The organism is Pseudovibrio sp. M1P-2-3 (genome assembly GCF_031501865.1).
In the GTDB taxonomy this organism is placed as follows: Bacteria; Pseudomonadota; Alphaproteobacteria; order Rhizobiales; family Stappiaceae; genus Pseudovibrio; species Pseudovibrio corallicola.
Window position 1 is genome coordinate 1,235,798 of sequence record NZ_JARRCW010000001.1, and the last position, 12,688, is coordinate 1,248,485.

Below are 12,688 nucleotides of genomic sequence, written 5' to 3' on the forward strand. Positions count from 1 at the left end.
CTTGTATCCCTTCTGCTTCTATAGAAAGTGAAGGGAAATATTCCTTTTGGAGAGGATTTATGGCGAAGAAAATTGAAGGTTATCTAAAGCTTCAGGTGCCGGCCGGTTCAGCTACACCGTCCCCACCAATCGGTCCTGCGCTGGGTCAGCGCGGTCTGAACATCATGGAGTTCTGTAAGGCATTTAATGCTAAGACTCAGGATGTTGAGAAGGGTGCACCTTGCCCGACCACCATTACTTACTATTCTGACAAGTCTTTCACTTTTGAAATTAAGACTGCTCCTGCGTCTTTCTTCATTAAGAAAGCTGCTAAGATTAAGTCTGGCTCTCAAACTCCAGGCCGCGGTACTGTTGCTTCCATCACGAAGGCGCAGGTTCGCGAAATCGCGGAAGCAAAGCTGAAAGACCTTAATGCTAACGACGTCGAAGCTGCAATGCTGATGATCGAAGGTTCTGCCCGCTCAATGGGCGTGGAAGTTACGGAGTAAGATCAATGGCTAAAGTTGGTAAGCGTATTAAAGCTGCTCGTGAGGGTGTTGATCGCAATAAGCTTTACTCTCTGGATGAGGCAATCTCTCTCCTAAAGAATAATGGCGCGGTTAAGTTCGATCAAACTGTTGAGCTTGCTATTAATCTGGGTGTTGATCCTCGTCATGCAGACCAGATGGTTCGCGGAGCGTGCGTTCTTCCAAACGGCACAGGTAAAACAGTTCGCGTAGCTGTATTTGCTCGTGATGCAAAGGCTGATGAAGCAAAAGCAGCTGGCGCTGACATTGTTGGTGCAGAAGAACTTGTTAAAGAAGTGCAAGGCGGCGAGATTAACTTCGACACCGTAATTGCTACTCCTGACATGATGCCACTGGTTGGTCGTCTTGGTAAGGTTCTTGGTCCACGCGGTATGATGCCTAACCCAAAGGTTGGCACAGTTACTCCTGATGTGACTAAGGCTGTTAAAGACGCAAAAGGTGGTTCTGTTCAGTTCCGTGTGGAAAAAGCAGGTATCATTCATGCAGGCGTTGGTAAAGTTTCCTTCGAAGAAGGTAAGCTTGCTGAAAACGTTAAGTCCCTCGTGGACGCAGTGGTAAAGGCGAAGCCATCAGGCGCTAAGGGTTCTTACCTGAAGCGTATTTCAGTGTCCTCTACAATGGGACCTGGAATTAAAATTGATCTCGCTTCTGTTGCTGAGTGAATATAAAAGTTTGAAATTATTCCTCTCTTCGCGTAAGAGAGGAATTTGTGGCAAATCTTAATGATTTGCCAATTCCTTGTCCGAGACTGCAGGTGTCGTTTGCGACTTAAGCTTTTTAAGGCCTGCATAGATGGAGTAGAATCATTTGACTGAAATTTTTCAGTTCTTTGGTTCGAACCGTACTGCCTTGCTGCGCCAAACGGCTAGCGAGGGGACAGGAACCCTGAGCGTCGTTTGAAAACTATCAGTTTTCTTGCGGCAAAGGCAAACCGGCGATGAGTTTTACTTGTCGCCAAATGGAGAAGGCAAGTGGAAAGAGCGGATAAGCAAAAGTTCGTAGCGTCCTTCAACGAAGTGCTGTCTGGCGCTGGCGTTGCAGTCGTTGCGCACTATGCAGGTCTTTCAGTGTCCCAGATGACTCAGCTTCGTTCAGAGGCTCGTGCTGCTGGTGGTACTGTTAAAGTTGCAAAAAACCGCCTGGTAAAGCTTGCCCTTCAAGGCACAGATCTAGAGCACATCAGTGATCTTTTCTCAGGCCCAACTGTAATCGTCTACTCTGACGATCCGGTTGCTGCCCCGAAAGTTGCTGCAAACTTTGCTAAGGCTAACGAACAGTTCGTTATCCTCGGTGGTGCTCTTGGTCCGACCAATCTGGATGTTGCAGGTGTTAACTCACTGGCAACAATGCCGTCTCTGGACGAACTGCGTGGCAAGCTTGTTGCTATGCTGCAGACCCCAGCGACACGCATCGCCCGGATTGCAAGCGCGCCGGCCGAGCAGACAGCTCGCGTCATCAACGCGTATGCCGAGAAGGATCAAGCCGCGTAAGGCGGAACCACATTATTTTTGTCAAAACCCAAGCGGTTCGAACATTAAGGTACTAAGAAAATGGCTGATCTCGAAAAGATCGTAGAAGAACTCTCCACACTGACAGTTATGGAAGCTGCTGAGCTTTCCAAGCTGCTCGAAGACAAATGGGGCGTTTCTGCAGCTGCTCCTGTAGCTGCTGCTGCTGCTGCTCCAGCTGCTGCTGTTGAAGAAAAGACAGAATTCGACGTAGTTCTGGCTGATGCTGGTGCGAAAAAGATCAACGTGATCAAAGAAGTTCGCGCAATCACTGGTCTTGGCCTGAAAGAAGCTAAAGAGCTCGTAGAAGGTGCTCCAAAAGCAGTTAAAGAAGGCGTTGACAAAGCTGAAGCTGAAGAGCTGAAGAAAAAGCTTGAAGAAGCTGGCGCAAAGGTTGAACTCAAGTAATCTTGAGTTTGCATATTACGGCCCTGAAGAAACTCGGGGCCGTTTTAGCTACCCTGGCAGGGGTTTCCCGGCCGGGGTTTACGTCCCAAAACGGGGACGGTTCTGGGAAGCTACACGATTGCAAGGTCTTTGATCTCGTGTAGTTTCGCTGAACCGTCACCATTTGAGTGATACGAGGAGCGACAATGACGCAGACGTTCAACGGTCGCAAGAAGGTCCGTAAGTATTTCGGATCTATCCGCGATGTAGCGGCTATGCCAAATCTTATCGAAGTGCAAAAGGCGTCTTATGACCAGTTTTTGCAGGTTGATAAGCCCGAGGGTGGCCGTGTTGACGAAGGCCTAGAGGCCGTTTTCAAATCCGTTTTCCCTATCTCGGATTTTGCTGGGACATCCCTACTTGAATTCGTAAGTTACGAATTCGAGGCACCAAAATATGACGTGGACGAATGCCGTCAACGTGATATGACATATTCAGCTCCCCTGAAGCTGACTCTTCGCCTCATCGTTTTTGATGTGGATGAAGAAACTGGTGCCAAGTCCGTTAAAGACATCAAAGAGCAAGACGTCTTTATGGGCGATATGCCATTTATGACAGCAAACGGTACGTTTGTCATTAATGGTACGGAACGAGTAATCGTATCTCAGATGCACCGCTCTCCGGGTGTATTCTTTGATCACGACAAGGGTAAAACCCACTCTTCCGGCAAGCTGCTGTTTGCAGCACGTATTATTCCATATCGTGGATCTTGGCTGGATATCGAATTTGATGCGAAAGATATTGTTCACGCTCGCATCGACCGTCGACGCAAGATACCAGTAACGTCCTTGATGATGGCTTTGGGGCTGTCGCCGGAAGAAATTCTGAACACTTTCTATAAGCGTGTCGACTTTGTAAGCGAAGGCTCCGGCTCTTGGCGTATTCCATTCGATGGAACGCGCTTGAAGGGAACAAAAGCTCTCAGCGACTTGGTGGATGCGAAAACTGGCGAAGTTGTTGTTGAGGAAGGTAAGAAAATTACCGCCCGCACAATTCGTCAGCTGGACGAGCAAGGCGTTACCGCTCTCAAAGTTACAGATGAAGAACTGATCACTCAGTATCTCGCCGAAGATATGGTGGATATGAAGACTGGTGAGATCTTTGCTGAAGCTGGTGAAGAGATCACTGAAAAGCTGCTTGCTGATCTGACTGGCTTTGGTATTACAGAAATTCCTGTTCTGGATATCGATCACGTAACCACTGGTGCATACGTGCGCAACACATTGGCCGTCGATAAGAACGATAGCCGTGAAGATGCGCTGTTTGATATCTACCGTGTAATGCGTCCAGGTGAGCCACCTACCATCGAAACAGCAGAAGCTATGTTGAATTCGCTGTTCTTCGATCCAGAACGCTATGATCTTTCCGCGGTTGGTCGCGTGAAGATGAATATGCGTATGGACCTTAAGTGTGAAGACACTGTTCGGGTTCTGCGCAAGGAAGATATTCTGGCTGTTATTGCGACGCTGCTTGACCTTCGTGATGGTCGCGGTGAGATCGATGACATCGATAACCTTGGCAACCGTCGTGTGCGCTCTGTTGGCGAACTGATGGAAAACCAGTATCGTGTTGGTCTGTTGCGTATGGAACGTGCAATCAAAGAGCGTATGAGCTCTGTTGAGATTGACACAGTTATGCCACAGGACCTGATTAACGCGAAGCCTGCAGCTGCTGCTGTGCGTGAATTCTTCGGTTCTTCCCAGCTTTCACAGTTTATGGACCAAACCAACCCATTGTCTGAAGTGACGCATAAGCGTCGTCTGTCTGCATTGGGCCCTGGTGGTTTGACCCGTGAGCGTGCCGGCTTTGAAGTACGTGATGTGCATCCTACGCACTATGGTCGTATCTGTCCGATTGAAACACCGGAAGGTCCGAACATTGGTCTGATCAACTCGTTGGCGACCTTTGCTCGTGTCAATAAGTACGGTTTCATCGAAAGCCCGTACCGTAAAGTTTCCGACGGCATTGTGACCAATGAAGTTATTTACCTCTCCGCCATGGAAGAGAGCAAATACTACGTTGGTCAGGCGAACGTTGAGTTCGGCGAAGACGGTCGTTTCCTCGTTGATATGGTTCAGTCCCGTCATGCGGGCGAGAACATGTTGGTTCCTGCCGAGCGTGTGGACTTTATGGACGTGTCACCGAAGCAGCTTGTTTCCGTTGCTGCCTCTTTGATTCCGTTCCTTGAAAACGATGATGCGAACCGCGCCCTTATGGGTTCCAACATGATGCGTCAGGCTGTGCCGCTGGTTCGTGCACAGGCGCCATTTGTTGGAACTGGTATGGAGCCGGTGGTTGCTCGCGACTCAGGCGCTGCAATTGCTGCTCGTCGCGGTGGTGTGGTTGATCAGGTTGATGCGACACGTATCGTTATTCGTGCCACTGAAGATCTTGATCCGTCCAAGTCCGGCGTTGATATCTACCGCTTGATGAAGTTCCAGCGTTCCAATCAGGATACCTGTATCAACCAGCGTCCACTGGTAAACGTGGGTGATCGGGTTGGTAAGGGCGATATCATTGCTGACGGTCCATCGACAGATCTGGGTGATCTGGCTCTTGGCCGGAACGTGATGGTCGCGTTCATGCCTTGGAACGGTTACAACTTCGAGGATTCGATCCTTCTGTCCGAGCGCATCGTACGCGATGACGTGTTCACCTCTATCCACCTCGAAGAATTCGAAGTGATGGCGCGTGATACAAAGCTTGGCCCTGAAGAGATCACCCGCGATATTCCAAACGTTTCTGAAGAGGCTCTCAAGAACCTCGATGAAGCTGGTATCGTTTACGTGGGCGCCGAAGTTAAACCCGGCGATATTCTCGTTGGTAAGATCACACCAAAGGGTGAAAGCCCGATGACGCCGGAAGAAAAGCTTCTGCGCGCTATCTTTGGTGAGAAAGCTTCCGACGTTCGCGATACGTCCATGCGTCTGTCTCCAGGTGTGTCCGGTACTGTTGTTGAAGTACGCGTCTTTAACCGTCATGGTGTTGAAAAAGACGAGCGTGCAATGGCAATTGAACGCGAAGAGATCGAGCGTCTGGCAAAAGACCGCGACGATGAGCAGGCAATTCTTGACCGTAACGTCTATGGCCGTCTTGCCGAGATGATTATGGACAAGGAATGCGTTGCTGGTCCTAAAGGCTCTCGCAAGGGTGTTGTCATCTCTGGTGATGTACTCAACGAGTTCCCGCGCTCTCAGTGGTGGCAGTTCGCGTTTGAAGACGAAAAACTGATGAGCGAGCTTGAAGCGCTTCGTGGTTCTTATGATGAGAGCCGTAAGCGTCTTGAGCAGCGCTTCATTGACAAGGTCGAGAAGCTACAGCGTGGTGATGAGTTGCCACCTGGCGTTATGAAGATGGTTAAAGTCTTTGTTGCGGTTAAGCGTAAGATCCAGTCCGGTGATAAAATGGCTGGTCGTCACGGTAACAAAGGTGTGGTTTCCCGCATCATGCCATGTGAAGACATGCCGTTCCTTGAGGACGGTCAGCACGTTGACATCGTTCTGAACCCTCTTGGGGTGCCATCGCGTATGAACGTTGGACAGATCCTTGAGACCCACTTGGGTTGGGCATGTGCCGGAATGGGGCAGCGTGTTGGCGAGCTTTATGATGAATATCGTAAGAACGGCAACGTAGAGCCTCTGCGCGTGAAGATCTCCGAGATCTATGGCGACAACATGAAGGGTGATCCTGTCGAGAAATTCGACGATGATGGAATCGTCCGTCTGGGTGAGCAGCTTAAGAAGGGCGTGTCCATTGCGACACCAGTCTTCGATGGTGCTCGCGAGCCAGATGTTGTTGACATGCTGAAAATTGCGGAAATGGATTCTTCCGGGCAGTCCCGTCTGTATGATGGCCGTACCGGTGAGAAGTTCGACCGTCCTGTGACTGTTGGCTACATCTACATGTTGAAGCTGCATCACTTGGTTGACGACAAGATCCATGCGCGTTCAATCGGACCATACTCGCTTGTTACGCAGCAGCCTCTGGGTGGTAAAGCCCAGTTTGGTGGACAGCGCTTCGGTGAGATGGAGGTGTGGGCACTGGAAGCTTACGGCGCCGCATACACCCTTCAGGAAATGCTTACCGTTAAGTCGGATGACGTTGCTGGTCGTACAAAAGTTTATGAAGCGATTGTACGTGGTGATGACACCTTTGAAGCAGGTATCCCTGAGAGCTTTAACGTTCTGGTTAAGGAAATGCGTTCCTTGTGTCTCAATGTAGAACTTGAGGACAAGACGAAGGTAGTTCCTGTCAATGATGATGCCGAGACAATGGATGCTGCGGAATAAGGTGTTCCGCGCACCCCTTTGTTGTCAATTTTGATTTTCCTGCCGGAAGAGGGGAGCTTGCAAATCGCAAGTTCCCCGAACCGCGCATTTTAGGAGAGAGCTGATGTCGCAAGAGGTCATGAACCTGTTCAACCAACAGGCTCCAGCACAGACCTTCGATCATATCCGCATCTCAATCGCCAGTCCGGAAAAAATTCTTTCCTGGTCTTTCGGTGAGATTAAAAAGCCGGAAACGATCAACTACAGAACGTTCAAGCCTGAGCGTGATGGTCTGTTTTGTGCTCGTATCTTTGGTCCTGTAAAGGACTACGAGTGTTTGTGCGGTAAGTACAAGCGCATGAAATACAAAGGCGTCATCTGTGAGAAATGTGGTGTTGAAGTCACCCTTTCACGCGTGCGCCGTGAACGGATGGGTCATATCGAGCTCGCAGCTCCTGTGGCACACATCTGGTTCCTGAAATCTCTGCCATCTCGTATTGGTACACTTCTGGACATGACGCTCAAAGATCTTGAGCGCATTTTGTACTTTGAGAATTACGTTGTAATCGAGCCGGGTCTTACAGCTTTGAAACAGCATCAGCTGCTTTCAGAAGAAGAGTATGTAAACGCTCAGGACGAATACGGCGAAGATGCCTTCACCGCGATGATCGGTGCGGAAGCTATCCGCGAAATTCTGATGTCTATGGACCTTCAGCGTGAGAGCGAGAAGATCCGTCAGGAAATTGCAGAAGCTACAACCGAGCTGAAGCCTAAGAAGCTGGCTAAGCGTCTTAAGGTTGTTGAAGCGTTTATCGAGTCAGGTAACCGTCCCGAGTGGATGATCTTGACTGTTGTTCCGGTGATCCCGCCAGATCTTCGTCCATTGGTTCCTCTGGACGGTGGCCGGTTCGCGACATCAGATCTTAACGATCTGTATCGCCGTGTGATCAACCGTAACAACCGCTTGAAGCGTCTGATCGAGCTTCGTGCTCCCGATATCATTATCCGTAACGAAAAACGTATGCTGCAGGAATCTGTTGATGCGTTGTTCGATAACGGACGTCGTGGCCGTGTGATTCAAGGTGCTAACAAGCGTCCGCTGAAATCACTCTCCGACATGTTGAAGGGTAAGCAGGGTCGTTTCCGTCAGAACCTTCTTGGTAAACGCGTGGATTACTCCGGTCGTTCCGTTATTACCGTGGGTCCTGAGCTGAAGCTGCATCAGTGTGGTCTTCCTAAGAAGATGGCTCTGGAGCTATTCAAACCGTTCATCTACTCCCGCCTTGATGCCAAAGGCTTCTCCTCTACGGTTAAGCAGGCGAAAAAGCTGGTTGAGAAAGAACGTCCGGAAGTCTGGGATATTCTTGACGAAGTGATCCGCGAGCATCCGGTTCTTTTGAACCGTGCGCCAACGCTGCACCGTCTTGGCATTCAGGCCTTTGAACCTACATTGATTGAAGGTAAAGCTATCCAGCTGCACCCACTCGTTTGTTCTGCGTTTAACGCTGACTTCGATGGTGACCAGATGGCGGTACACGTACCACTGTCTTTGGAAGCCCAGCTTGAAGCCCGTACCTTGATGATGTCTACAAACAACATCTTGCATCCGGCGAACGGTGGTCCAATCATCGTGCCGTCTCAGGATATTGTTCTGGGTCTTTACTACCTCTCCATCATGGCTGAGGGAGAACCAGGTGAAGGCATGGCGTTCGGTAACATGGGCGAGCTGCATCACGCGCTCGAAACCAAGGCAATTACCGTACACACAAAAATTCGTGGCCGCTTCAAGTCAATTGATGAGTTTGGTAATCCAACATCAAAAATCTACGAGACAACACCTGGTCGTCTCATGATTGCTGAATTGCTGCCAAAGCATCACGAAGTGCCTTTTGATGCTTGTAACAAGCTGATGACGAAAAAAGAAATCTCCAAGATGATCGATACGGTTTACCGTGCCACCGGTCAAAAAGAGACAGTCATCTTCTGTGACCGTGTCATGCAGCTCGGATTTAAAAACGCTTGTCGCGCTGGTATTTCCTTCGGTATGGATGACATGGTTATCCCTGATACGAAGGCTGGCCTTGTGGACGGCACATCCAACATGGTTACCGAGTACGAACAACAGTACAACGACGGTCTGATCACTCAGGGCGAGAAGTACAACAAGGTTGTTGATGCTTGGGCCAAGTGTACGGACAAAGTTGCTGACGAGATGATGAAACGCATCTCTGCAACAGAGTTCGAAGAGGATAGTGGTCGTCAAAAACAGATGAACTCTGTTTACATGATGGCGCACTCCGGGGCTCGTGGTTCACCTGCTCAGATGAAGCAGCTAGGCGGTATGCGTGGATTGATGGCGAAACCTGACGGTTCCATCATCGAAAACCCGATTATCGCGAACTTTAAAGAAGGCCTGTCAGTTCTCGAGTACTTCAACTCCACCCACGGTGCTCGTAAGGGTCTGGCGGATACAGCGTTGAAGACTGCGAACTCCGGTTACCTGACACGCCGCCTTGTTGACGTTGCACAGGACAGTATCATTCTGGAGCCTGACTGCGGATCCCAAAACGGTATTTCGGTTTCACCGATTGTTGATGCTGGTAACGTTATTGCCACATTGGGAATGCGCGTACTTGGCCGTACCACGGTTGATGATGTTATTAACAATGAGACCGGCGAAGTTATCGTACCTAAGGGGCACTTGATTGATGAGAAGGACGTAGATGCTATTGAAGCAGCTAAAGTCCAGATGATCAAAATCCGTTCTGTGCTGACTTGTGAAACCAAGACAGGCGTTTGCGGTGCATGTTATGGCCGTGACCTTGCACGCGGTACACCTGTCAACATGGGTGAAGCTGTTGGTGTTATTGCCGCTCAGTCCATTGGTGAGCCAGGTACCCAGCTGACCATGCGTACCTTCCATATTGGTGGTACGGCGCAGGTTGTTGATAGTTCGTACGTCGAATCCAATTTCGAAGGTACGGTTAAAATGCGTAACCGTAGTGTTGAGCGTGATTCCGACGGCAACAGCATTGTTACCGCTCGTAACATGTCCATCCTCGTTATCGATAGTGATGGTAATGAGCGCGCATCGCATCGCTTGGCGTATGGTTCCAAGCTTCATGTTGATGAAGGTGATGAAGTTAAGCGCGGCGAGCGTCTGGCTGAGTGGGATCCATATACCCGCCCAATCCTGACTGATGTCTCCGGTAAAGTTTCCTTCGAGGATCTGGTTGATGGGTCTTCTGTGAAAGAAACAACCGATGAGGCAACCGGTATCACCAAACGCGTGGTCATCGACTGGCGTTCAAATGCGCGTGCAGCTGACCTGAAGCCTGCTATTGTCATTAATGACAAGGACGGCAAGCCGAAGAAGCTTCCACGTGGTAATGATGCACGTTCCTTGCTGTCTCCTGACGCGATTTTGTCAGTGCAGCTGGGTGATACGGTTTCTGCTGGTGACGTGCTGGCACGTATTCCTCTTGAGTCTGCCAAGACGAAAGATATTACCGGTGGTCTGCCGCGTGTTGCTGAATTGTTCGAGGCACGTCGTCCAAAGGATCATGCGATTATTGCTGAAGTTGATGGTACAATTCGTTTTGGCCGTGACTACAAGAATAAGCGCCGCATCATTATTGATCCAAGCGAAGAGGGTCTTGAGCCGGTCGAATACCTTATTCCAAAAGGCAAGCACTTCTACTTCCAGGAAGGGGACACAATCGAGAAAGGTGAATACCTTGTCGATGGTAACCCAGCGCCACATGACATTCTTGCCATTAAGGGTGTTGAGGCACTTGCAGCCTACCTTGTGAATGAAATTCAGGAAGTCTACCGTCTTCAGGGTGTGGGCATCAACGATAAGCACATCGAGGTTATCGTTCGTCAGATGCTTCAGAAAGTTGAGATCACAGATCCAGGTGAGACCGAGTTCTTCGCTGGTGAGCAGGTTGATCGTATTGACTTTGATGAATCAAACCAGAAGGCAATCGATAAGGCTCGTGATCCGGCTAAAGGGGTTCCTGTGCTGCTTGGTATTACCAAGGCAAGCCTGCAGACACGCTCCTTCTTCTCAGCAGCGTCCTTCCAGGAAACAACGCGTGTTCTCACAGAGGCCGCGGTCCATGGAAAGATCGATCCGCTGGATGGCTTGAAGGAAAACGTGATTGTGGGTCGCTTGATCCCGGCAGGTACCGGCGGAACCATGAACAAGATCCGCAAGGTGGCTACATTGCGCGATGATCTTATTCAAGATGCACGCAGGGCAAGCTCCAATGCGGGCAACGCCGATGCGATGCTTGAGGACTTTAGTAGCGGGTTTAACTAGGCTACTGCAGGAAACACAAAAAAGGCCGCCACTTGGCGGCCTTTGCTTTTGGAGAAGAAAATGGAAGACAAAAAACTCTCTGACATGATCGACAGTGACTCTGGGCCAATAGTATATGTGCTTGTTGGCCGCGGCTGGGAAGTTGAGGATGGCGATCCGGAAGATGCCATACCGTTTAACATCCTTTTAACAGCAGCCGATGATGATGCCGCTGTGCGTCGCTCGCTGGAATCTTTAGGTGAGCAAGGCTATGTTTCTGCAGAGCTGGACCAGATCGGTGTGGTCACGGAAGTGCCCGAGGACGACACTTTGGGAGATGCCTATCAAGACGCGCTGGCCGGAAATGTGGCGATCATTGCCTTTAAGGACTCTTGAAACTGAGTTTACCCAACGCCATTTTGGTGGGAAATCAGCAGTGCCGTTGGCGAAAAAGCCCCTACGCACTGATATAATTTGAGTTCCGGAAGATTTTCTATGGAAACCACTTGACCTTTGATGTGCTGGTGAGTAGTTTTCGCGCAACCTTATGGCAGGCGGTAAGCAATGTCCTTTTTTGGTAACGCCGCGTTACTGAAATACTGAAGCTTAAACGCTGTCGGGTTCAAAGACGAATATGTGTTGGAAGCTTGTATAGGTTTGTACAACGATAGCTGCTGCATCTTGTTTGGGTGTGTTGCGCTGCGTGCAAAGCTTATCGGCTTTTGGCTGAAGAACATTAGGTAAAGGGCAATTAAGTATGCCGACGATCAACCAGTTGATCCGTAAAACACGGACCGTTCCGCCGAAGCGGAACAAGGTACCGGCAATGGAGGCCTGCCCGCAGAAGCGCGGCGTGTGTACTCGTGTGTATACAACGACTCCAAAGAAGCCGAACTCGGCTCTTCGTAAAGTGGCAAAGATCCGCCTTACAAATGGCTTTGAAGTAATCGGTTATATTCCTGGTGAGGGGCATAACCTGCAGGAGCACTCTGTTGTGATGATTCGCGGCGGTCGTGTGAAGGATTTGCCGGGTGTGCGCTACCACATTATCCGTGGTGTGCTTGATACCCAGGGTGTTAAAGATCGTAAGCAGCGTCGTTCTAAGTATGGCGCTAAGCGTCCGAAATAATAGGATATAATAGATGTCCCGCCGTCACGCCGCTGAAAAGCGTCAAGTTATTCCGGATCCAAAGTTCGGAGATATCGTGGTTACCAAGTTCATGAACGCGGTAATGCTCGATGGTAAGAAATCCACAGCAGAGCGCATTGTATATGGTGCGTTTGAAGTTGTAGAGAAAAAAACAGGCAATAACCCTATCGAAGTGTTCCATGGAGCGCTTGAGAATGTGATGCCTCAGGTAGAAGTTCGTTCCCGCCGTGTTGGTGGTGCTACTTATCAGGTGCCTGTTGAAGTTCGTACCGAGCGTCGTCAGGCTTTGGCGATTCGCTGGTTGATTTCTGCTGCACGTGGCCGTAATGAAACCACTATGGTTGGTCGTTTGTCAGGCGAATTGCTTGATGCTGCGAACAATCGCGGTAACTCCGTTAAAAAGCGCGAAGATACGCACCGGATGGCTGAAGCTAACCGTGCATTCTCGCACTATCGTTGGTAATTACCTGGAATAGAGGCTGACT

Annotated in this window: 9 protein-coding genes; all 9 read left to right on the forward strand. The window is 49.9% G+C overall.

What is annotated here, in order from left to right:
* Positions 1 to 59: 59 nt before the first annotated feature.
* The 9 genes from rplK (at position 60) to rpsG (ending at position 12,666) form a co-directional block, all read left to right on the forward strand.
* The gene (gene rplK / locus P6574_RS05555) at positions 60 to 488 is read left to right on the forward strand and encodes a 50S ribosomal protein L11 (RefSeq protein WP_310619383.1); all 429 of its coding nucleotides are present in this window, start codon (positions 60 to 62) and stop codon (positions 486 to 488) included.
* Positions 489 to 493: 5 nt separating this feature from the next.
* Complete coding sequence (gene rplA, locus P6574_RS05560; RefSeq protein ID WP_310619384.1) at positions 494 to 1,189, forward strand: 50S ribosomal protein L1; 696 nt, start codon at positions 494 to 496, stop codon at positions 1,187 to 1,189.
* A 309-nt stretch (positions 1,190 to 1,498) separates the two neighbouring features.
* The gene (gene rplJ, locus P6574_RS05565; protein ID WP_310619385.1) at positions 1,499 to 2,017 is read left to right on the forward strand and encodes a 50S ribosomal protein L10; all 519 of its coding nucleotides are present in this window, start codon (positions 1,499 to 1,501) and stop codon (positions 2,015 to 2,017) included.
* Positions 2,018 to 2,077: 60 nt separating this feature from the next.
* On the forward strand, positions 2,078 to 2,443 hold the full coding sequence (rplL, locus tag P6574_RS05570; protein ID WP_310619386.1) for a 50S ribosomal protein L7/L12: 366 nt from the start codon (positions 2,078 to 2,080) through the stop codon (positions 2,441 to 2,443).
* Positions 2,444 to 2,628: 185 nt separating this feature from the next.
* A complete protein-coding gene (rpoB, locus tag P6574_RS05575) occupies positions 2,629 to 6,771 on the forward strand; it encodes a DNA-directed RNA polymerase subunit beta (RefSeq protein ID WP_310619387.1) in 4,143 nt (1,380 codons plus the stop codon).
* 103 nt (positions 6,772 to 6,874) lie between these two features.
* Entirely contained in the window at positions 6,875 to 11,074 is a 4,200-nt protein-coding gene (gene rpoC / locus P6574_RS05580) for a DNA-directed RNA polymerase subunit beta' (protein ID WP_310619388.1), read from the forward strand.
* Between the two features lie 60 nt (positions 11,075 to 11,134).
* The gene (locus P6574_RS05585; RefSeq protein ID WP_310619389.1) at positions 11,135 to 11,449 is read left to right on the forward strand and encodes a regulator; all 315 of its coding nucleotides are present in this window, start codon (positions 11,135 to 11,137) and stop codon (positions 11,447 to 11,449) included.
* Positions 11,450 to 11,810: 361 nt separating this feature from the next.
* Positions 11,811 to 12,182, forward strand: coding sequence for a 30S ribosomal protein S12 (rpsL, locus tag P6574_RS05590; RefSeq protein ID WP_310619390.1), 372 nt, complete (start codon positions 11,811 to 11,813; stop codon positions 12,180 to 12,182).
* Positions 12,183 to 12,195: 13 nt separating this feature from the next.
* Positions 12,196 to 12,666 carry a 30S ribosomal protein S7 gene (rpsG, locus tag P6574_RS05595; protein WP_310619391.1) on the forward strand — a complete coding sequence of 157 codons (471 nt, stop codon included), beginning with the start codon at positions 12,196 to 12,198 and terminating at the stop codon, positions 12,664 to 12,666.
* Positions 12,667 to 12,688: the final 22 nt, after the last annotated feature.